The 20,007-nt window shown below is 70.0% G+C and carries 21 protein-coding genes; 7 read left to right on the top strand and 14 right to left on the bottom strand.

Features of this window, described 5'->3' with window-relative positions; translation table 11 throughout:
• Positions 1-95: 95 nt before the first annotated feature.
• Positions 96-1,808 (bottom strand): 2-isopropylmalate synthase, encoded by a 1,713-nt coding sequence (gene leuA / locus ABT340_RS01195; protein WP_352008612.1) that lies wholly within the window; start codon positions 1,806-1,808, stop codon positions 96-98.
• Between the two features lie 301 nt (positions 1,809-2,109).
• On the opposite strand from leuA, the gene ABT340_RS01190 reads away from it, so the two are divergent.
• Positions 2,110-2,355: a DUF2630 family protein gene (locus tag ABT340_RS01190; protein ID WP_352008611.1), complete on the top strand. Its 246-nt coding sequence runs from the start codon at positions 2,110-2,112 to the stop codon at positions 2,353-2,355.
• 21 nt (positions 2,356-2,376) lie between these two features.
• Here the strand turns inward: ABT340_RS01190 and ABT340_RS01185 are convergent, their stop codons facing one another.
• From ABT340_RS01185 to ABT340_RS01145, 9 genes are all read right to left on the bottom strand, one after another.
• Positions 2,377-3,363 carry a hypothetical protein gene (locus ABT340_RS01185; RefSeq protein ID WP_352008610.1) on the bottom strand — a complete coding sequence of 329 codons (987 nt, stop codon included), beginning with the start codon at positions 3,361-3,363 and terminating at the stop codon, positions 2,377-2,379.
• Positions 3,360-4,526 carry a transporter substrate-binding domain-containing protein gene (locus ABT340_RS01180; protein ID WP_352008609.1) on the bottom strand — a complete coding sequence of 389 codons (1,167 nt, stop codon included), beginning with the start codon at positions 4,524-4,526 and terminating at the stop codon, positions 3,360-3,362. The genes ABT340_RS01185 and ABT340_RS01180 overlap by 4 nt, the downstream gene beginning before the upstream one ends.
• 345 nt (positions 4,527-4,871) lie before the next feature.
• On the bottom strand, positions 4,872-5,792 hold the full coding sequence (gene era / locus ABT340_RS01175) for a GTPase Era (RefSeq protein ID WP_352008608.1): 921 nt from the start codon (positions 5,790-5,792) through the stop codon (positions 4,872-4,874).
• A gap of 17 nt (positions 5,793-5,809) precedes the next feature.
• Positions 5,810-6,142 carry a cytidine deaminase-like protein gene (locus ABT340_RS01170; RefSeq protein WP_352008607.1) on the bottom strand — a complete coding sequence of 111 codons (333 nt, stop codon included), beginning with the start codon at positions 6,140-6,142 and terminating at the stop codon, positions 5,810-5,812.
• A 63-nt stretch (positions 6,143-6,205) separates the two neighbouring features.
• Entirely contained in the window at positions 6,206-6,871 is a 666-nt protein-coding gene (locus ABT340_RS01165; RefSeq protein ID WP_352008606.1) for a hypothetical protein, read from the bottom strand.
• A 321-nt stretch (positions 6,872-7,192) separates the two neighbouring features.
• On the bottom strand, positions 7,193-8,497 hold the full coding sequence (locus ABT340_RS01160; protein ID WP_352008605.1) for a hemolysin family protein: 1,305 nt from the start codon (positions 8,495-8,497) through the stop codon (positions 7,193-7,195).
• Positions 8,494-8,976 (bottom strand): rRNA maturation RNase YbeY, encoded by a 483-nt coding sequence (gene ybeY, locus ABT340_RS01155; protein ID WP_352008604.1) that lies wholly within the window; start codon positions 8,974-8,976, stop codon positions 8,494-8,496. Before ybeY ends, ABT340_RS01160 begins: the two co-directional genes overlap by 4 nt.
• Positions 8,973-10,046 carry a PhoH family protein gene (locus ABT340_RS01150; protein WP_352008603.1) on the bottom strand — a complete coding sequence of 358 codons (1,074 nt, stop codon included), beginning with the start codon at positions 10,044-10,046 and terminating at the stop codon, positions 8,973-8,975. Before ABT340_RS01150 ends, ybeY begins: the two co-directional genes overlap by 4 nt.
• Before the next feature lie 92 nt (positions 10,047-10,138).
• Positions 10,139-10,489 carry a histidine triad nucleotide-binding protein gene (locus ABT340_RS01145; protein WP_352009441.1) on the bottom strand — a complete coding sequence of 117 codons (351 nt, stop codon included), beginning with the start codon at positions 10,487-10,489 and terminating at the stop codon, positions 10,139-10,141.
• A 315-nt stretch (positions 10,490-10,804) separates the two neighbouring features.
• On the opposite strand from ABT340_RS01145, the gene ABT340_RS01140 reads away from it, so the two are divergent.
• Together ABT340_RS01140 and ABT340_RS01135 are read left to right on the top strand one after the other, a co-directional pair.
• A complete protein-coding gene (locus ABT340_RS01140; RefSeq protein WP_184719763.1) occupies positions 10,805-11,284 on the top strand; it encodes a SigE family RNA polymerase sigma factor in 480 nt (159 codons plus the stop codon).
• Positions 11,281-11,934 carry a hypothetical protein gene (locus tag ABT340_RS01135; RefSeq protein WP_352008602.1) on the top strand — a complete coding sequence of 218 codons (654 nt, stop codon included), beginning with the start codon at positions 11,281-11,283 and terminating at the stop codon, positions 11,932-11,934. The genes ABT340_RS01140 and ABT340_RS01135 overlap by 4 nt, the downstream gene beginning before the upstream one ends.
• Positions 11,935-11,959: 25 nt before the next feature.
• Here the strand turns inward: ABT340_RS01135 and ABT340_RS01130 are convergent, their stop codons facing one another.
• From ABT340_RS01130 to hrcA, 3 genes are read right to left on the bottom strand one after another with little or no spacing between them, the layout of a single operon-like run.
• A complete protein-coding gene (locus ABT340_RS01130; protein WP_352008601.1) occupies positions 11,960-12,706 on the bottom strand; it encodes a 16S rRNA (uracil(1498)-N(3))-methyltransferase in 747 nt (248 codons plus the stop codon).
• Positions 12,707-12,739: 33 nt separating this feature from the next.
• Positions 12,740-13,882, bottom strand: a complete 1,143-nt coding sequence (gene dnaJ / locus ABT340_RS01125) for a molecular chaperone DnaJ (RefSeq protein ID WP_352008600.1) — start codon at positions 13,880-13,882, stop codon at positions 12,740-12,742.
• A 12-nt stretch (positions 13,883-13,894) separates the two neighbouring features.
• The gene (gene hrcA / locus ABT340_RS01120) at positions 13,895-14,908 is read right to left on the bottom strand and encodes a heat-inducible transcriptional repressor HrcA (RefSeq protein WP_352009440.1); all 1,014 of its coding nucleotides are present in this window, start codon (positions 14,906-14,908) and stop codon (positions 13,895-13,897) included.
• 195 nt (positions 14,909-15,103) lie between these two features.
• On the opposite strand from hrcA, the gene ABT340_RS01115 reads away from it, so the two are divergent.
• From ABT340_RS01115 to ABT340_RS01105, 3 genes are read left to right on the top strand one after another with little or no spacing between them, the layout of a single operon-like run.
• Positions 15,104-15,832 carry a hypothetical protein gene (locus ABT340_RS01115; protein ID WP_352008599.1) on the top strand — a complete coding sequence of 243 codons (729 nt, stop codon included), beginning with the start codon at positions 15,104-15,106 and terminating at the stop codon, positions 15,830-15,832.
• 59 nt (positions 15,833-15,891) lie between these two features.
• Positions 15,892-16,734 carry a DUF3097 domain-containing protein gene (locus tag ABT340_RS01110; protein ID WP_352009439.1) on the top strand — a complete coding sequence of 281 codons (843 nt, stop codon included), beginning with the start codon at positions 15,892-15,894 and terminating at the stop codon, positions 16,732-16,734.
• A gap of 23 nt (positions 16,735-16,757) precedes the next feature.
• Positions 16,758-17,306: a DUF4870 domain-containing protein gene (locus tag ABT340_RS01105; protein WP_352008598.1), complete on the top strand. Its 549-nt coding sequence runs from the start codon at positions 16,758-16,760 to the stop codon at positions 17,304-17,306.
• Positions 17,307-17,318: 12 nt separating this feature from the next.
• On the opposite strand, the gene hemW is transcribed toward ABT340_RS01105, so the two are convergent.
• Entirely contained in the window at positions 17,319-18,530 is a 1,212-nt protein-coding gene (hemW, locus tag ABT340_RS01100) for a radical SAM family heme chaperone HemW (protein ID WP_352008597.1), read from the bottom strand.
• A 158-nt stretch (positions 18,531-18,688) separates the two neighbouring features.
• Between hemW and ABT340_RS01095 the strand changes: the two genes are divergently transcribed.
• Entirely contained in the window at positions 18,689-19,966 is a 1,278-nt protein-coding gene (locus ABT340_RS01095) for a glycoside hydrolase family 18 protein (RefSeq protein WP_352008596.1), read from the top strand.
• Positions 19,967-20,007 lie beyond the last annotated feature (41 nt).

Below are 20,007 nucleotides of genomic sequence, written 5' to 3'. Positions count from 1 at the left end.
GCGCGACCGCCCGATCGGCGGCCTCCCGGGTGCGCCGCCCGGCGGATCACGCCGGGCGGGCGTCCTTCTTCGAACGGGAAACCCCGGGACAGGTCCTAACGACCGGCGCGGTTGACCGCGGAGATGATGGCCTTCAGGGACGCGGTCGTGGTGTTGGCGTCGATGCCGACACCCCACAGGGCCTGTCCATCGACCTCACACTCGATGTAGGAGGCCGCCTTGGCGTCGGTTCCCGCGCTCATCGCGTGCTCGGCGTAGTCCAGGACACGGACCTGGACTCCGATCCCGCTCAGGGCGTCGCAGAAGGCCGAGATGGGGCCGTTGCCGACGCCCTCGACCTCACGGATCTCACCGTCGACGCGCAGGTCGGCACCGATGGCGTCCTTGTCGTCCCCCCTGGAGACCGTACGGTGGGCCAGCAGGCCCAGGCGCCCCCACGGGCTGGCCGGGTTGGGGAGGTACTCGTCGGTGAAGACCTCCCACATCTGGGCCGGGCTCACCTCTCCCCCCATCTCGTCGGTACGGCCCTGCACGACGCGGGAGAACTCGATCTGCAGGCGGCGCGGCAGGTCCAGATGGTGGTCGGCCTTCATGATGTAGGCGACCCCGCCCTTGCCCGACTGGCTGTTGACCCGGATGACCGCCTCGTAGGTCCGGCCGATGTCCTTGGGGTCGATCGGCAGGTACGGCACCGCCCAGGTGAAGTCGTCCACCGGCACGCCCGCGGCGGCGGCGTCGCGCTCCATGTGCTCCAGGCCCTTCTTGATGGCGTCCTGGTGGGAGCCGGAGAAGGCGGTGTAGACCAGCTCGCCGCCCCAGGGGTGGCGCGGGTGGACAGGCAGCTGGTTGCAGTACTCGGTGACCCGGCGGACCTCGTCGATGTCGGAGAAGTCGATCTGCGGGTCGACGCCCTGCGAGAACAGGTTCATGCCCAGCGTGACCAGGCACACGTTGCCGGTGCGCTCGCCGTTGCCGAACAGGCAGCCCTCGATGCGGTCGGCCCCGGCCATGTAGCCCAGCTCGGCGGCGGCCACGGCGGTGCCCCGGTCGTTGTGCGGGTGCAGCGACAGCACGATCGAGTCGCGGTAGGCCAGGTTGCGGTGCATCCACTCGATCTGGTCGGCGTAGACGTTCGGCGTGGCCATCTCCACCGTCGCGGGCAGGTTGACGATGACCTTGCGCTCCGGGGTCGGCTGCCAGACGTCGTTGACGGCGTTGCAGACCTCGACGGCGTACTCCAGCTCGGTCCCGGTGAAGGACTCGGGCGAGTACTGGAAGTAGATCTCGGTGCCCTCCAGCTCGGCGGCGAGCTTCTTGCACAGCTTGGCGCCCTCGACCGCGATCGCGGTGATGCCCTCCCTGTCCTGGCCGAAGACGACCCTGCGCTGCAGCGTCGAGGTCGAGTTGTACAGGTGGACGATGGCCTGCTTGGCGCCGCGCAGCGACTCGAAGGTCCGCTCGATCAGCTCGGCCCTGGCCTGGGTGAGGACCTGGATCACCACGTCGTCGGGGATCCGGCCCTCTTCGATGATCTGCCGGACGAAGTCGAAGTCGGTCTGCGAGGCGGAGGGGAAGCCGACCTCGATCTCCTTGTAGCCCATTCCCACCAGCAGCTCGAACATCTTGAGCTTGCGGTGGGAGTCCATCGGGTCGATCAGCGCCTGGTTGCCGTCACGCAGGTCCACGGCGCACCACTGGGGGGCGCGCTCGATGACCTTCCCCGGCCAGGTGCGGTCGTCCAGTCGTACGGCGTCGAAGGGCTGATAGCGCGCGAAGGGCATGGAACTGGGCTGCTGCTGCGGATACATGAGGCTCCTCGGCTGGAAAGACGATCACGGCCGACACGCATGGCTCGCTCCGCGACGAGGGAGCCGGCCTGTTACAGGCCCTCGTCGCGGCAGCTAAGAAGCAGCCCGCGCAGCATGCCTAGCACGTTAGCAGACGGTTGCGAATACCTGAGACGCGGTCTCACATCGCGGGACGTGTGGGGTGTGAGCGGCGCGTGTGCCGTGCCCGTCCCCTGGGCGGCGCCCGGCGGGAGGCTCGCGGAGGGTCGCGGGTTACAGTGGCGTTACCGTGGCGCTGCTGTCGACGACAGGGGGATCGACCATGAAGGACGACGACATCCTCGCCCACATCCACGAGCTGATCGCGGAGGAACACGGCCTGCGGCGGCGGCTGGCCTCCGGCGGCATCTCCTCACACGAGGAGAACAACCGGATCAGGGAGCTTGAGGAGGCCCTCGACCAGGCGTGGGACCTGCTCAGGCAGCGCAGGGCGCACAGGGAGTTCGGCGAGGACCCCGACTCGGCGGCCCCGCGCCCGGTGCGGGAGGTCGAGGAGTACCGCCAGTAGCGCGGACCGGCCCAAGGGTCCTCAGCCGAGTGGCCTTCCCTGGCAGCGGGAGTCGACGGGGAGCATGGGCCGGGACGGGGCGATCCAGGAGGCCATGTTCTGCTCCACGTACCAGCCGTACAGGTTGACCTGGGTCCTGGGCACCTCGCCCGGATCGGGGCACAGCACCCTGGACTTGAGCTCGTCGTTGCGGACGAAGCTCACGGCGCCCTCCCGCCCGAGGACGGTGAACATCCGGTCGTCGCCCGCGACCAGGTAGCCGACGAGCACCCGGGGCTTGCCCTCCTCCTCGATCTGCAGCGCGGTCAGCGGCAGGATCGGCGCCCGCATCACGACCACCCCGATCAGGAACGGCGCGAAGACCGCGATGGCGATGGCGATGCCGTGGGTGAGCGTCCGCGCGGCGATCAGGGGGACGGGCCCGGTGAGCAGCACCGAGACCCCCGGCGGAAGCGTCAGCAGGATCGCGGTCGGCACGTCGTGGATGGTGAAGGCCGTGACGATCGCAGGCCACAGCACCACGTAGGACAGCAGCGCGATCATCAGCGGCAGCGCGTAGCAGAAGGCGGTGCGCAACCCCTCGTGGTGCGGGAACCGGTCGCGGACCGTGAGACCCGCCGCGGCCAGTGCCAGCATCACCAGCGTCGGCAGGAAGCGCAGCTGCCAGGAGAACAGGCCGACCACGACGGCCAGGACGACCACCCAGCTGGGAAGCCGCTGCGCGGTGCGCACCAGCCACGAGGAACGGCGCGCGCTGATCCAGTAGAGGGTGCCCAGCACCCTGCCGCCCAGGATGAGCGCGGGCAGCACCCACACGCTCGTGAGCAGGACGGCGGTCAGCATGCCCAGTGGACTGATGCTCTGCACGAGGAGGAGCAGCGTCTGGGTGTCCTGCCTGCTGGCATACCACAGCCGCAGCACCAGCAGGACGACGGGGAAGACCGGCAGCAGCGCGAGCAGCCATTCCTGGTTCCTCGGCGTGGCCATGACTCGCCGGGGGCGTTTCACCGGGAGAGACACTCCTGGGCCGCGGCCAGGCCCCGCTCCCACGGCCACCTGCGGATCGGCGGGGGAAGTACACACGGCTGCTCGGACTGGGCCACGTTGACGTCGCGGCTGGCGGCGAGCATCGGTTCGATGTTGTCCTTGTAGGCGTCCTCCCAGCCGTGGTTCTGCGGGTCGGCGTAGGACCGGTAGAGGGCGAGGTTGACCAGGTCGCGCAGCGCGGCGTTCGGGCCCGCGTTGACCGCCCACATCTCGGTCTTCTCCAGCGCGATGTCGTGGTGGACCAGCTCTCCGGCCGACTCCTTGACGAACCCCGCCAGGATGGCCGCGTCGGTCGTCACCGCGTCGTACTCCCCGTTCTTCAGTCCCTCGATGCAGTCGCTGATCCGGTTCTTCGCGGTGACGTCCGCCCTGGTCGCCCGCTCCAGTTCGACCTCCGAGGTCGAGGTGCCGAGCGTGCAGACCTTCTTGCCCCTCAACTGCCCCAGCGAGGTGACCTTCCCCTCGTAGTCGGACCTGGTCACCACGGACTGCTCGGTGTAGAGGTAGGGGGTGGAGAAGCCGACTGAGGGGTCCCTCTGCCGCTCGGGCGTCACGCTGAAGGTGGCGACCACGAGGTCGACCCTGACGAACAGGCCGTCCTTGTCACGGGCCTGCATACGGGCCCTGTCCTCGGTCTCGATGGCCATGAAGGCGACCCTGTCCTTCGGATAGCCCAAATCCGCGGCGATCATGTACGCGATGTCGATGTCGAAGCCCCTGAAGACGCGTGCGCCGCTCCTGTCCTGCAGCGCGATGCCCGGGGTGTCGTCCTTGACGCCGATCCGCAGGGTCTCCTTGCCGAACAGGCCCGCCTTCTCCCGCAGCTCGGCCTCCGTCGGCGGTCCGTTGACCCACAGGACCGAGGCGCCGACCACGACGGCCGCCAGGACCAGCGCGATCCAGGCGGTCAGCCGGAAGCGCCGCACCCTGCGCCCTCTGCCCGTCGAGCCGCCGAGCTCCGGCGGGACGGGCTGGGGAACGTAGCGCTCCGTGGCGGGGGGCGGTTCCTCGAACGGCTCGGGCGTCCCGGGCGGTTCGGGCTCCGCCGGCCGTTCCGGCTCGGGCCGATCGAGCTCGGGCTCGGGCTCGGGTGGCTCCTGCCCCCGCGCGGGTTTCTCGGTCACTGCGCCCTTGACCTCCTCTTTACCCCGAAGGCTACGCCGGGGTTCCCGGATTCAGGAGGGCCTTCACCAAGACGAGATCGAACGGAGTACCGGGAAAACACCGGCGAAAACCTCCGGCAATGCCCCCCGGTTTCAGGAAGGCCCGCCGGCCGGTCAGGATCGCCGAATCAGTGGTCCCGAAAAAACACCACAAGACCAGGTCATCGGCCGTGGAAAACCCTTTTTGGCTCTCCCGGCCGCCCTTTCGCCCGCAGGCGTTTCCGACGGCGTCCGGCGCACGGCGAAACCCGGGAGAGGCCCGCGGGCCGGGAAAACCGGCCGTACTCCGGACCGTGAAGAAGACGCTCAGTCGTAGAAGCCGAGACGGCGCAGCTGTTTGGGGTCGCGCTGCCAGTCCTTGGCGACGCTGATGCGCAGGTCGAGGTAGACCCGGCTGCCGAGCAACGCCTCGATCTGCTTACGGGCCCGGCTGCCGACCTCCTTCAGGCGCGTCCCCTTGTGGCCGATCACGATGGCCTTCTGCGACGGGCGCTCGACGAACATGTGCGCGTAGATGTCGAGCAGGTCGTCACGGCCCTCACGGGGCAGCATCTCGTCGACGACGACCGCGATCGAGTGCGGCAGCTCGTCCCTGACCCCCTCAAGCGCGGCCTCCCGGATCAGCTCGCCCACGAGCACCTGCTCCGGCTCGTCGGTGAGCTGCCCCCCCTCGTACAGCGGCGGGCTCTCGGGAAGCCGGTCGATCAGCACGTCCGCGACCACGTCCAGCTGCTCGCCCGACGCCGCGGAGACCGGGACGATCTCCGCGAACTCGGCGAGCTGGGAGACCGCGAGCAGCTGGGCGGCGATCTGCTCGCGGGTGGCCAGGTCGCACTTGGTCACCACGGCGACGACCGGGGTCTTCCTGACGGCGGCGAGCTTCTCGGCGATGAACCGGTCTCCCTTGCCGACGGGCTCGTTGGCGGGCACACAGAAGCCGATCACGTCGACCTCGGTGAGGGTGGACAGCACCAGGCTGTCCAGCCGCTCGCCCAGCAGCGTCCTGGGCCGGTGCAGGCCGGGGGTGTCCACGATGACGAGCTGGGCGTCGGGCCGGTGCACGATGCCCCTGATGGCCCTGCGAGTGGTCTGCGGCTTGGAGGAGGTGATCGCCACCTTCGTGCCGACCAACGCGTTCATCAGCGTGGATTTGCCGACATTGGGCCTGCCGACGAAGCAGGCGAAACCGGCACGGAAATCAGCAGCTGAGGAACTCACGCCAACCATTGTCCCCGATGGAACGGTCAGCTCTGACGCAACGTTCCGTCGGGACCGGCGACCAGGAGCCGTTCCCCGCCCAGATCGCGGACCACGAGCACGTCCGCCTCCGCCGGGGCGTCCGCCGCCGTGACCAGAGCCGCCGCCTCCAGGGCCTCGGCCCCGCTGGAGACGGCCATCGCCACGGCCACCTGGAGCGCCGACAACCGCAGTGACGGCAGCGCCACGTTGGTCGCCGAGTAGGTCCGTCCCGTCTCGTCGCGTACGGCCGCCCCCTCGGCCGCGCCGTTACGGGCGCGGATGGAGCGGGCCAGCACGATGATCTTGTTGTCCTCTGGGTCGAGGGTCGTGTCACTCACGGCACAAGGGTATTCAGCCCCGGGAGGCGAGGCACGACCGGCCCGCGCGCCCGGCGGGACCGTTCACGAGGCCGCGCCGCCGACGAGCGACCGGGTGAGCTGCCCGGTACGGCCCGCGTCGACGCCCGCGACGCCGGTGTGCACCAGGGAGACCAGGGTGTTTCCCGTGAGGGCGAAGACGACGTGCATCTCGTAGGGGTAGCCGTTGAGCCTGCCCCGCAGCCGCCTGGCCTGGACCTCGGCCCCGGTGTCGCCCAGCCGCAACCGGGAGACCCGGAGCACGGTTCCTCTGCCCGCCAGGGAGTTCCTGGCCACCCGGCAGCCGTCCAGTGCCCGGGTCAGCTCCGCGAAGCGCAGTCCGGCGCCCTGCCCGGCGTAGGAGGCCATGCTGACCCCCGCCAGCTCGCCCAGCCTGTCGCCCGGGTAGGTCGCGGCCACCCGTGCCCCGCCGGGACCGGCTCCTGCGCCTGCTGCCGCGTCGAGCAGGAGTCTGCAGTCCTGGTTGACCGCCCTGAACGGTGGCACCCACCCGTCGCGTGGCCTGGCGGAGAAGCCGTCGGGAAGGTGCGACGCTCCTTCCCGCAGCAGTCCCCGCAGCCTTGTGAGCTCGGCCCGGGAGTCGCCCCCCGCTGAGGCGTCCCGCGCCGCCCCGCCACCGCACGCGGCCGCCCCCACGGCCAGCGCTCCGCAGATAGTGACCGCAATAACAACCTGAATCCCCCGCGTCATGACTCATCCCCCGATGTCACATGCGAGATGTCTTGTCCCCGCCGATCCGCTTTCTTCCCTGTCACCAAAAGCGGCAATCGCCAAGAAACGCCTAAGGGTGCCCTCAACCACCCCATGCGGTTGAGAACACCCTTCAGCGAGCGACGAGAGACTGTCTGCCGGAGCCTCTCGTGCCTTTCCCCCGTGTTTTTCGTCCCGGCCCCGCGAACCCCTCACGGTGCCGGCCCCCATCGGCTCCGCGTGAGCGGCGCCGTGAGAACACAGTGCCCGGCCCCGGTTGCAGGACGCTTGCGGCCCGCTTGAAAGCCGCTTTCCGCGGGGTCAGTCGTGTCCCGCCGAGGCCTCCACGGAGTCGGGCTCGGCGGGGGCGACCCGCCGGACGAGGACCGTGCCGATCCGGTTGCGACGGCCCGCGAGGCTCTCGGCCGTCAGGCTGAGCCCCTCGACCACGGCCTCCGAGCCCGCGATCGGCACCCGGCCGAGGGCGTGCGCCAGCAGGCCGCCCACGGTCTCGACGTCGTCCACCTCAAGTTCGACGTCGAACAGGTCGGCCAGGTCACCCACGGGCAGCCGGGCGGTCACCCGCACGGAGCCGTCGTCCAGTGACTCGATCCTGGGCGCCTCCTGGTCGTACTCGTCGGTTATCTCGCCGACGATCTCCTCCAGGATGTCCTCGATGGTGACCAGACCGGCCGTCCCGCCGTACTCGTCGATGACGATGGCCTGGTGGATCTGGCGGGCCTGCATCTCGCGCAGGAGCTCGTCGATCGGCTTGCTCTCCGGCACGTAGGAGGCCTGGCGCATGATCGTGTCGATCTGCTCCGAGCGGCTCTGCTCCCCGGTCTCCTGCAGGCGGCGCACGACGTCCTTGAGGTAGGCGATCCCGATGACGTCGTCCTCGTTCTCCCCGACGACGGGGATGCGGGAGAAACCGCTGCGCAGGGCGAGCGAAAGCGCCTGGTTCAGGGTCTTGGCGCGCTCGATGAAGACCATGTCGGTACGGGGCACCATGACCTCGCGCACCAGGGTGTCGCCGAGCTCGAAGACCGAGTGGATCATCTCCCGCTCGTCCGGCTCGATGACCCTGCGCTCCTCGGCCAGGTCGACCAGGTCGCGCAGCTCGGCCTCTGAGGTGAACGGCCCCTCCCTGAAGCCCTTGCCGGGCGTCACGGCGTTGCCGATCAGGATGAGCAGCTTGGGCAGGGGACCGAAGATCCTGGTCAGGCCGTACACGAGAGGGGCGCTGGCCAGGGCGATCGGTTCGGCGTGCTGACGGCCGAGGGTGCGCGGGGAGACCCCGACGATCACGTAGCTGATCACGATCATGACGGCCGCCGCGGCGGCGTACGCCCCGCCCTCGTCGCCGAGCAGATCGATGAAGAGCAGCGTGGCGATCACCGTGGCGACCAGTTCGCAGCTCAGGCGCAGCAGGAGCAGCAGGTTGAGGTAGCGCGGCGGGTCGGCGACGATCGCCTGCAGGCGCTTCGCGCCCCGGCGGCCCTCACGCACGAACTCCTCGGCCCGCACCCGCGAGATGCGGGTGAGAGCCGTCTCCGCACTGGCGATCAGGCCGCCGACCACGACGAGGACGACGGCCGAGAGCAACCACCCGTTGGCGAAGTTCACCGCTGGGGGCGCACCTTCCGCCACGATTCGAGAAGCTCGCCCTGCAGGCCGAACATCTCCTTGTGCTCCTCGGGCTCGGCGTGGTCGTAGCCGAGCAGGTGGAGGATGCCGTGCGTGCACAGCAGCTCAAGCTCGGCCTCCGTGCTGTGCCCCGCCTCGGCGGCCTGCTTGGCCGCCACCTGCGGGCACAGCACCACATCGCCCAGGAGCGCCGGGTCGGCCGGGGCGTCGCCCTCCTGGCGGGCGCCGCTGCCGGGACCGGGACGCAGCTCGTCCATCGGGAAGGCGAGCACGTCCGTCGGCCCGGGCTCGCCCATCCACTGCTCGTGCAGCACCGACATGGCCTCCTCGTCCACGACGAGGATGGACAGCTCGGCGAGCGGGTTGATGTCCATCCGCTCCAGCACGTGCCCGGCCAGCGAGACGATGAGCCCCTCGTCGATCTCGACACCGGACTCGTTGTTGACCTCGATGCTCATCGGTCGCTCACCGTTCTTCCCCTGGGACGCTTCACCACGCCCTTGATCGGCTGCGGCTCGTCACGTCGCAGCTCGTCGTAACGCCCGTAGGCGTCGACGATGTCGCTGACCAGCCTGTGCCGTACGACGTCGGAGCTGGTCAGACGGCTGAAGTGGATGTCGGGGATGCCGTCGAGGATCTCCTGGACCACCTTCAGGCCGCTCTGCGTGCCGCCGGGCAGGTCGACCTGGGTGACGTCACCCGTGACGACGATCTTCGAGTTGAACCCCAGACGCGTCAGGAACATCTTCATCTGCTCGGGCGAGGTGTTCTGCGCCTCGTCGAGGATGATGAAGGCGTCGTTGAGCGTACGGCCGCGCATGTAGGCCAGCGGGGCGACCTCGATCGTGCCCGCGGCCATCAGCCGGGGGATCGAGTCGGGGTCGACCATGTCGTGCAGCGCGTCGTAGAGCGGGCGCAGGTAGGGGTCGATCTTCTCGTAGAGCGTGCCGGGCAGGAAGCCGAGCCGTTCGCCCGCCTCGACCGCCGGACGGGTGAGGATGATCCGGTTGACCTTCTTCTCCTGCAGCGCCCTGACCGCCTTGGCCATCGCCAGGTAGGTCTTGCCGGTGCCGGCGGGGCCGATGCCGAAGACGATGGTGTGCCGGTCGATCGCGTCGACGTAGCGCTTCTGGTTCACCGTCTTGGGACGGATCGTCCGGCCCCGCGAGGAGATGATGTCGAGGGAGAGCACCTCCGCCGGGCGGTCCGAGCTCATGCGCAGCATCGCGATGCTGCGCTCGACCGCGTCGGGTGTGAGTTCCGCGCCCCCTCGGACGAGTTCGGCCAGCTCCTCGAACAGGCGCACCACGACGCTGCTCTCCTCGGGGCTGCCGGTGATGGTGATCTCGTTGCCCCGGACGTGGATGTCGGCGCGGAAGGCGCCCTCGACGACCCGCAGCAGCTCGTCACGCGAGCCCAGCAGGCTCACCATCGAATGGTCGTCCGGAATCACCACCTTTGCCTGGGTCCTACTGGGGCCCTTGGCCTTGGGCTGGGACGTTCTGCTGGAATCGTTTGTCTCGGACATAGGCGGGCCTTTCGGCCTGTTCGCCTCCAGATATCGGGTTCAGACTTCCCCGCCATCGTATCCGTGTTCGACCCGATCGCGCTTTCCCGTTTTCACCCGGGCGGCCAGGTCAGGCCGCGTCCGCCGAGCACGTGCCCGTGTACGTGGAAAACGGTCTGTCCCGCCCCGGGACCGGTGTTGAACACGATGCGGTATCCGGGCTCCGCGACCCCCTCCTGCTCGGCCACCGTGTGCGCCGTCCTGAGCACCTCGTCGGCGAGCCCGTGGTCGGCCGCGGCCAGCGCCGCCGCGTCCTGGTAGTGGTCCTTGGGAACCACCAGGACATGGGTCGGCGCCTGGGGGTTGACGTCTCTGAAGGCCAGGGTCCGCTCGGTCTCGTGGACGACGTCCGCGGGAATCTCCCCGGCCACGATCCTGCAGAACAGGCAGTCGGCTTCACTCACCATGCGGGCACCCTATCCCCCTGCCGTCCCGTGAAGCCCCTTCCCCACTCCCCGCGCCGTTGTCAATCGGTGATGGCACATCGTCAGCGAACAAAGATCCGCCCAGCTAAGGTAAGTGTGCAAAACTTCAACAACGACAGCCCATGCGATTAGCACGATGTGGCCGCCTGGCGAGGACACGACTGGGTCATGCCCCCTAATGAACCGGCAGAGCGTAAACCCTCTGGGAAGGCCGAGCGTCCCACTGATGTGACCACCGAGACCCTCGTGGCCGACAGGTCGCTGGGGGCGGTGCCCGTCGGTTGGGACGCCGACATGGCCGTGACCGCGCTCTACAGCGCGCACTATCGGTCTCTTGTGCGTCTCGCAGTTTTGCTCGTCCGCGACATGGCAACCGCGGAGGAAGTCGTGCAGGACGCGTTCGTCGCCATCCACGGCGCCTGGCGCCGCCTGCGTGACACCGACAAGGCACTCGCCTACCTGCGCCAATCGGTCGTCAACAGATCACGCTCCGTGCTGCGGCACCGGGCGGTCGTTGAGAAGTACGCCCCGAAGGGCCTGCCCGACGCGCCGAGCGCCGAGAACGGCGCCATCGGCGAACTGGAGAGGTCCGCCGTCATCGAGGCGCTTCGCGGCCTGCCCGCCCGGCAGCGGGAGGCCCTGGTCCTGCGGTACTACGGTGACCTGTCGGAAGCGCAGATCGCCCACGCGATGGGCATCAGCAAAGGCGCGGTCAAGAGTCACACGGCTCGCGGCATGGCCGCCCTACGAACCTCACTGGAGCAACTGTCATGACCGACTCCCCCGACGACGAGTACGGCGAGCTTCTCCGCCGTGCCCTGAGCGCGGAGGCGAACTCGGTCGTTCCCTCCCCTGACGGTCTGGAGATCATCCGCGCCCGCATAGAGCGACGCGGGCTCCGCGGGCTGATGTGGTGGCGCGCCGGAGCCTCCGTCGCCGGGGCCGTCCTCGTCGCGGCGGCGGTCGTGGTGGTCGTGCCGCAGTTCCGTCACGACACGAAGCAGGTCCACAGCAACGAGGTCAACTTCACCGTGCCGACGAGCCCGGAGATGTCCGCGACGTCGCGGCCTCCGCTGCGGACCACCGGGCCGTCCCCCGCCCCGGCCAGGCCCGGCGTCACGCCTCCCGCGCCTCCGGTGGCCTCGAAGTCGGGGACGCCGAGTCCGAAGCCGTCGGCGAAGCCGTCCAGGACTCCCAAGCCGTCACCGTCGCCGACCTGCGGGACGACCTCTCCCGGCACCACGGTCGAGCCCGAGGAGACGCAGAAGGGGTGTGGGGAGCCGACCGAGACCCCGGCCCCGCCGGAGCCCTCGGAGACGGGTGGCCCCTCCGAGGCTCCCTGCGCGGCCGGCGAGTGCCCTCAGGACCCCCAGCGGACCCCGGTGCAGACGGACTCCTCTCCCGCCCCCGCGGCCCGTCCCTGAGGCGTTCGCGCCCCGGCGAGCCCCGTCACCAGCGGCCGGTACGGGCCTGTAGCACTGCCGCGGCGGCGACGCCCGCCGTCGAGGTGCGCAACACCGTGGGCCCGAGCAGCGCGGCCACCGCCCCCGCCTCACGGAAGGCGGCGATCTCCTCATCGGTGACGCCGCCCTCGGGACCGACGACCACGACGACGTCTCCGATGTCGCTGTCGTCCCCTGCGGGCAGGGGAAGGGTGGACAGCGGCGTGGCGGCCTCCTCGTGCAGCACGACGCCGAGCGCGGCCTCCGCCAGCAGGGCGGCGACCCGGGAGGTCGTCGCGGGTTCGGTCACCTCGGGCAGCAGGAAGCGTCGGGACTGCTTGCCCGCCTCCCGCGCGGTCGAGCGCCAGCGGGCCAGGGACTTGGCCGCGCGCTCGCCCTTCCACTGGGTGACGCACCTGGCGGCGGACCAGGGGACGATCACGTCGACCCCGGCCTCGGTCATCATCTCGACGGCCAGCTCTCCCCTGTCGCCCTTGGGCAGGCCCTGCACGACGACCAGGCGGGGGCGCGGCGGCACGACCTCGTAGCGGCGCAGCACCTCCACCCGGAGCGAGTCCTTGCCCGCGTCGAGCACGACGCACTCGGCGACCGCCCCCGCGCCGTCGGTGAGGTCGAGCCGCTCCCCCGCCCGCAGCCGCCGTACGGCAGCCGCGTGGCGGCCCTCGGGGCCGCCGAAGACGAACTCCCGCCGGGCCAGGTCACCCGGCTCCGCCAGGAAGACCGGAACCGTCATCGGCCCTCACAGGCCCCGCGGGCGCCCGCCGGATCAGCGGCCATTGAAGGCGTCCCGCAGGCGGGAGAAGAAGCCCTGCTGGCCGGGGGCGAACTTGCCGGGCGGGCGTTCCTCGCCGCGGAGCCTGGCCAGCTCGCGCAGGAGCTCCTCCTGAGCCTGGTCGAGACGGGCGGGAGTCTCGACGTTGACGTGGATCAGCAGGTCTCCCCTGCCGGTCTCGTTGAGGCGCTGGATGCCCTTGCCGTACAGCGGGATGGTCTGCCCGGACTGGGTGCCGGGGCGGACGTCCAGCTCCTCGGCGCCGTCGAGTGTCTCCAGCGTCAGGATCGTGCCGAGCGCGGCGGCGGTCATCGGGATCTGCACGGTGCAGTGCAGGTCGTCGCCGCGGCGCTCGAACGTCTCGTGGGGGCGCTCGACGATCTCCAGGAACAGGTCACCGGGCGGGCCGCCGCCGGGACCGATCTCGCCCTCGCCGGCGAGCTGGATGTGGGTGCCGTCCTCGACTCCCGCGGGGATGCGGACCTTGATGGTCCGCCGGGTGCGGACCCGGCCGTCGCCGGAGCACTCCTGGCAGGGGTTGCGGATGATCGAACCGAACCCGCCGCACTGCGGGCAGGGACGGGAGGTCATGACCTGGCCGAGGAAGGACCGGGTGACCTGGGAGACCTCGCCGCGCCCGTGGCAGACGTCACAGGTGTCGGGGTGGGTGCCCGCCGCCGCGCCGGAGCCGGTGCAGACCTCGCACAGGATCGCGGTGTCGACCACCAGCTCGCGGGTCGTGCCGAAGGCCGCCTCCCGCAGGTCGAGTTCGACCCTGATGGTGGCGTTGCGGCCCCTGCGGGCCCGCGAGCGGGGACCGCGCCCCGCGCCACCGCCCGCCGCGCCGAAGAAGGCGTCCATGATGTCGCTGAAGGGGAAGCCGGCGCCGAAGCCTCCGGCGCCCGCGCCGCCCGAGGAGAACGGGTCGGCGCCCATGTCGTACATCTGACGCTTGTTGGGGTCGGACAGCACCTCGTAGGCCTGGGTGATGTCCTTGAACCGCTCCTGGGTCTCAGGGTCGGGGTTCACATCGGGATGCAGTTCCCTGGCCAGGCGGCGGTAGGCCTTCTTGATCTCCTCCGCGCTGGCGTCGCGCCGCACCCCCAGGGTGCCGTAGTAGTCACTCTTAGTAGCCACTTAGTTGACCTCTTAGGATGCAGCCAGGATCTGGCTGACGTAGCGTGCCACCGCGCGCACCGCGCCCATCGTGACCGGGTAGTCCATACGTGTCGGACCCAGCACACCGAGCCGGGCCAGTTGCTTGCCACCCGAACCGTATCCGGCGGCGACGATGGATGTGCCCTGGAGACCCGTGTAGGGGTTCTCCGAGCCGATGCGCACCGTCAGCGCCGACAGGTCCGAGGTCTCACCGAGCAGGCGCATGAGCACCACCTGCTCCTCCAGGGCCTCCAGCACGTCGCGGAGCCCGACGGTGAAGTCGGCCCCCGCGAGATTGGCGGCCCCGGCGAAAACGATCTTCTCATCATGCCGGTCCACAAGGGACTCAAGCAGGACCGAAAGGATGGTGGCCGCGACGGGCCTGTCCTCGGCTGGCAGCCGTTCTGGCAGGTCGGCGACCATGTCGGGAACACTGGCCAGCCCGCAGCCGTCCAGGCAGGCGTTGAGCACCGCGCGCAGGTGCGCCACGCGGTTGTCGTCGATGACCTCCTGCAGCTCCACCACGCGCTGCTCGACCCGCCCGGTGTTGGTGATGAGCACGAACATCAGGCGGTGCTCGTTCAGCGGGACCAGCTCGACGTGGCGGACCTTGGAGTTGGAGATCGTGGGGTACTGGACCACGGCGACCTGACGGGTCAGCTGGGCCAGCAGCCGTACCGTGCGCATCACGACGTCGTCGAGGTCGACGGCGCCCGCGAGGAAGCTCTCGATGGCCCTCCTCTCCGCGCCGGACAGCGGCTTCACCTGGGAGAGGCGGTCGACGAACAGCCGGTAGCCCTTGTCCGTCGGCACCCGGCCCGCGCTGGTGTGGGGCTGGGCGATGTAGCCCTGCTCCTCCAGCACCGCCATGTCGTTGCGGATGGTCGCGGGGGACACACCCAGGTTGTGACGCTCCGCGAGAGCCTTCGAGCCGACCGGCTCATTGGTGGACACGTAGTCCTCGACGATGGCGCGTAGGACCGCCAGCTTGCGGTCGTCAACCAACGTGCTCACCTCCTACCTGCGCTCGGACGGGAAACGCCAGGTCTGGCACTCGGTGTTCCCGAGTGCCAAGTGTACGGCTCCAGCCCGGGGGGTGCGATAACACGGCACCAGGATGGGCGGGAGCGGGTCCTGGAGCAAGCCATTGTCAAGTCAGCTGCTATCGCTATCCAAGTGGTAAGGGCCACAATTAGGTATATGTCCAATGATTTCGGATCCCCTTCGGGTTACGGCACCCCCCAGCAGCCGTACGGCCAGCCCCACCAGCAGCAACAGCAGTACCAGCAGGGCGGCCCCTCCTTCGGCTACCCGCCCCCGGGATACGGCGCCCCCCAGGGCCCGCCGCCGAAGGTGAAGCCCAGCGTCGGCTGGATCGTCGGCGTGTGGCTGCTCTTCGTGCTGAGCGTGATCATTGGCTTCGTCGGTTTCGCGGGCGGTCTCTTCAACGCGGTCACCGAAGCCGCCCCGACCTCCTCCTTCGGCCCCGACCAGAAGACGACCGTCAGCATCGACCCGGCGAACAAGCCCGCCATCTACGTCGCCGCGGCCAAGGGCACGAACTTCGAGTGCCAGATCGAGGGCGCCCCGGGAACCGTCAAGCTCCAGCGGCCGAGCTTCCAGCAGACCGTCACCGCCGACGGGCAGCTGTGGGAGCTCGCCCTGCGGATCGGGGTGGACAAGGCGGGCGACTACCCGATCACCTGCACCACCTCGGGCGGGGTCGACGCCAAGTTCGGCGTGGGCAAGGAGATCGTGGCCGACTCGGTGATCAGCGGCACGCTGATGCTGTTCGGCGTGCCGGGGATCGGGTTCCTGCTGGCCGTCATCGTGACGATCGTCGTGCTGGTCAAGCGCAGCGGCGCCCGCAAGCGCCAGGCCGCGGCCGCGGCGGCCCAGTGGGGACAGCCCGGAGCCTACGGCAGGTGAGGCCCGCTCTTTGCTACCGTCCCACGTGATCCCCTGCGAGAGGTGGCTGACGGCCGGTGATGTACGAGCGTGACGTGCTGGCGGGAAACTGGCGTCGTCCCCTCAAGGGGAGGATCCCCCAGGTCCCCGCCGAGCCCGACCTGGTCGTCGAGGACGCCGAGAGCGGCTTCTGCGGCGCCGTGGTCGCCTGCGACAAGGAGGCCGTCACCCTGGAGGACCGCTTCGGGCGGCGGCGCCTGTTCCCGCTCGACCCGGCCGCGTTCCTCCTCGAAGGCAGGACGGTGACCCTGGTACGGCCCGCCGCCGCGTCTCCGGGCTCCCGGGGACCCCAGGGGCCCCAGGGGCCACGGCGCAGCGCCTCCGGCTCCATCGCGGTCGAGGGCCTGCGGGCCCGGGTCGCCAGGGAGAGCCGGATCTACGTGGAGGGCGTGCACGACGCCGCGCTGGTCGAGAAGGTCTGGGGACACGACCTGCGCGTCGAGGGCGTCGTGGTCGAGTACCTCGAGGGCGTCGACCACCTCCCCGAGATCGTCGCGGAGTTCGGGCCCGGCCCTGAGCGTCGTCTCGGTGTGCTCGTCGACCATCTGGTCGCCGGGTCCAAGGAGAGCCGGATAGCGGCCGAGGTCTCCTCGCCCCACGTGCTGGTCGCCGGGCACCCGTTCGTGGACGTCTGGCAGGCCGTCAAACCGTCGGCGCTGAGGATCGACGCCTGGCCCCGGGTGCCGCGTGGCCTGCCGTGGAAGGAGGGCGTCATCGCCGCCCTCGGATGGGGCGTCGATCCCGCGGAGGCCTGGCGCCGCATCCTCGGATCGGTCACCACCTACGCCGATCTCGAACCGGAGCTCCTCGGCCCGGTCGAGCGGCTGATCGACTTCGTGACCGACCCCGCCCAGGACGACTGACCCACCCCATCGAGGAGATGGCCATGAGCGACAATCCCGAGCGGTTCCCGCACGAGGAGCACCCCCGGCCTGGGTACGGAGCGTGGCCCGGCCCTCAGCCCGGCCCCCCTCCAGGCCCTCCCCCCGGGCCCTACCCCGGGCCTCCTCCCGGGCAGGGATACCAGGGGTACCCGCCCCAGGGCGGCTGGCCGTACGGTCACCAGGGGTACGGCGTGCCCGGTTACGGCGGTTACGGCGGGCAGGGCCCGCGTCCGGGCACCGACGACACGACCATGGCGATGCTCGCCCACCTGCTGGGCCTGCTGACCTCGTTCGTCGGTCCGCTGGTGCTCTACCTCGCCAAGCGGGACGAGGCCCCCTACGTGCGGGCCCAGGCGGCCGAGGCGCTGAACTTCCAGCTCACCCTGATGATCGCCTATCTGGTCTCCTGGGTGCTGGCCTTCGTGCTGATCGGCTTCCTGCTGATGCCGCTGGTCTGGATCGGCTCACTCATCCTGATGATCATCGCCGCCGTCGCGGCCAACCGCGGAGAGAGCTACCGTTACCCGCTGAACATCCGGTTCGTGAGCTGAGTCCCGTACCGGTCAGGTCAGGTCGCGCACCAGGGCGTCGGCCAGCAGGCGGCCCCGCAGCGTGAGCACCGCCCGCCCGGTCTTGAACGGCTCCACTTCGAGCAGGCCGTCCGCCAGGGCTCTGGCGACGACCCTCGGCCTGTCCAGCTCGCGAAGCGGGAAGCCCGCGGAGAGTCTCAGCTCCAGCATCAGGCGCTCGACCGCCCTGTCCTGCGAGGTGAGCACCTCGCGGGCGTGCGCGGGCGAGGCACCGGAGGTCAGGCGCTGGGCGTAGGCCGCCGGATGCTTGACGTTCCACCACCGGGTGCCCCCGACGTGGCTGTGCGCTCCGGGACCGACCCCCCACCAGTCGCCGCCGGTCCAGTACAGCAGGTTGTGCCTGCAGCGCGCCGCCTCCGAGGTGGCCCAGTTGGACACCTCGTACCACTCGAACTCGGCCTCGGCGAGCATGCCGTCGGCGATGAGATAGCGGTCGGCGGCCACGTCGTCGTCCGGCATCGGCAGCTCGCCTCGCCGGATCCTGGCCGCCAGCCTGGTGCCGTCCTCCACGATCAGCGAGTAGGCCGACACATGATCGGGCCCCGCCTCGATCGCGGCGGCCAGTGAGGCCCGCCAGTCGTCGTCGCTCTCCCCCGGCGTGCTGTAGATCAGATCCAGGTTGACGTGCTCGAACCCCGCCGCACGGGCCTCCGCGACGGCCTGGGCCGGGCGGCCGGGGGTGTGCGCCCGTTCGAGGACCCGCAGCACGTGCTCGCGGGCGCTCTGCATGCCGAAGCTCATCCGGGTGAACCCGCCGTCGCGCAGCTCCTCAAGGTAGGCCGGACCGACCGACTCGGGATTGGCCTCGGTGGTCACCTCGGCGCCCGGCGCGAGGCCGAACTCCTCCCCGATCACCTTCAGGATTGCGACCAGGTCGGCCGCGGGCAGCAGGGTGGGGGTGCCCCCGCCGAAGAAGACGGTCCGGACCGGCAGGTCGGCCTCGCCGAGGTTGGCACGTGCTCGCCGTACCTCTCTGATCGCGGTGCGCGCGTAGTCCTCGCGGGAGGCGCCGGGGCCCAGCTCCGAGGCGGTGTAGGTGTTGAAGTCGCAGTAGCCGCACCGGGTCACGCAGAAGGGGACGTGGACGTAGAAGCCGAAGGGCCGCTCCCCCAGGCCGTGGAGCGCGCTCTCCGGCAGGTCACCCGAGGGGGGTACCGGATCGCCGTCGGGAAGTGTGGATGGCACGTGACCAAGTCTGCCGCCCCGGACGCGGTGCCCGGTACGCCGGATCCGGCCAGACCGTTGACGGGTAGATCGCCCAGGTCTACGATCCGGGAAAACTTAAAGGAAAGTTTCCTATAAGTTCCACCCCCCAAGGCCCCCCAGGCAACGTGGAGAAGCCCGTGCAGAGACTCCTCCGGAACACGCTCGCCGCGGCCCTGGCCGCCGGTCTCGCGGCCACCGCCGCCCCGGCGCCCGCCCAGGCCCAGACCAACACCGGCCACGGTGACCGCTTCAAGCGGGTCGCCTACTTCATCCAGTGGGGCGTCTACGGACGCAACTACCACGTCAAGGACATGGAGACCAGCGGCGCGGCGGCGAAACTGACCCACATCAACTACGCCTTCGGGTCCGTCAGCGCCGAGGGTACGTGCGTCTCCTCGGACGCCTGGGCCGACTGGCAGCGACCGGTACCCGCCGAGCAGAGCGTGGACGGCGTCGCCGACGCCCCAGGCCAGGCTCTGAACGGCAACCTGAACCAGCTCAAGAAGCTCAAGGCCAAGCACCCCGGCCTCAAGGCCCTGATCTCCCTCGGCGGCTGGAGCGGCTCGAAGTACTTCTCCGACGCCGTCCTCACCGAGGAGAGCCGCGCCAAGCTGGCCGCCTCCTGCATCGACCTGTGGCTTCGCGGCAACCTGCCCGACACCGCGGCCGGCACCGGGGCGGGCGTGTTCGACGGCATCGACCTCGACTGGGAGTGGCCCGGCAGCGAGGGCAACGAGGGCAACGTCGTCAGGCCCGAGGACAAGCACAACTTCACGTTGTTCACCACCGAGCTGCGCCGCCAGCTCAACCAGTACGACCGGCGCAGTGAGCTGACGGCCTTCCTGCCCGCGGGCGGACCGAAGATCGACGCGGGCTTCGAGGTCCGCGACGTCTTCAAGAACCTCACCTTCGCCACCATCCAGGGCTACGACCTGCGCGGCTCGTGGGACCCGATCACCGGTCACAACGGCAACCTGTTCACCGACCGGCGCGACCCCAACACGGTGAAGTACAGCGTCGAGCAGACCGTGCGCGACTACCTGAACCGCGGCGCCTCGGCGAAGAAGATCGTGGTCGGCATCCCGGCGTACGGCCAGGGCTGGACCGGTGTGACCGCGGGCGGCAACGGCCTGTTCAAGCCCGCGACCGGCCCCGCGCAGGGCACCTGGGCGGCGGGCACCGACGACTACAAGAACCTGGTCAAGAAGCCAGGAAAGCGCTACCGCGACGTGCTGACCGGCGCCAACTGGCTCTACGACGGCAACGAGTTCTGGTCCTACGACGACCCGGCCACGGTGCTCCAGAAGGCGGCCTACATCCGCCTGCGGGGCCTGGGCGGCTCGATGATGTGGTCCATCGACCAGGACGACGACAAGGCGTCCCTCACCTCGGCGCTCTACAAGGTCCTGCGCTGAGTCTCCCCTGAGACCGGGCGGGGCCGGCGATCCTGGGTCAT

The organism is Streptosporangium sp. NPDC000239, from assembly GCF_040300765.1.
GTDB lineage: Bacteria > Actinomycetota > Actinomycetes > Streptosporangiales > Streptosporangiaceae > Streptosporangium.
The sequence above is the reverse complement of the archived record's forward strand: the minus strand, read 5'-3'. Positions and strand labels throughout refer to the sequence as shown.

Coding starts and splice junctions, on each gene's coding strand:
- ABT340_RS01130 (WP_352008601.1), bottom strand. CDS start 12,706: ATGACGGTTCCGGTCTTCCTGGCGGAGCCGGGTGACCTGGCCCGGCGG.
- ABT340_RS01110 (WP_352009439.1), top strand. CDS start 15,892: ATGTACGAGCGTGACGTGCTGGCGGGAAACTGGCGTCGTCCCCTCAAG.
- ABT340_RS01190 (WP_352008611.1), top strand. CDS start 2,110: ATGAAGGACGACGACATCCTCGCCCACATCCACGAGCTGATCGCGGAG.
- era (WP_352008608.1), bottom strand. CDS start 5,792: ATGGTTGGCGTGAGTTCCTCAGCTGCTGATTTCCGTGCCGGTTTCGCC.
- ABT340_RS01150 (WP_352008603.1), bottom strand. CDS start 10,046: ATGTCCGAGACAAACGATTCCAGCAGAACGTCCCAGCCCAAGGCCAAG.
- ABT340_RS01135 (WP_352008602.1), top strand. CDS start 11,281: ATGACCGACTCCCCCGACGACGAGTACGGCGAGCTTCTCCGCCGTGCC.
- ABT340_RS01115 (WP_352008599.1), top strand. CDS start 15,104: ATGTCCAATGATTTCGGATCCCCTTCGGGTTACGGCACCCCCCAGCAG.
- ABT340_RS01105 (WP_352008598.1), top strand. CDS start 16,758: ATGAGCGACAATCCCGAGCGGTTCCCGCACGAGGAGCACCCCCGGCCT.
- ybeY (WP_352008604.1), bottom strand. CDS start 8,976: ATGAGCATCGAGGTCAACAACGAGTCCGGTGTCGAGATCGACGAGGGG.
- ABT340_RS01165 (WP_352008606.1), bottom strand. CDS start 6,871: ATGACGCGGGGGATTCAGGTTGTTATTGCGGTCACTATCTGCGGAGCG.
- leuA (WP_352008612.1), bottom strand. CDS start 1,808: ATGTATCCGCAGCAGCAGCCCAGTTCCATGCCCTTCGCGCGCTATCAG.
- ABT340_RS01140 (WP_184719763.1), top strand. CDS start 10,805: ATGGCCGTGACCGCGCTCTACAGCGCGCACTATCGGTCTCTTGTGCGT.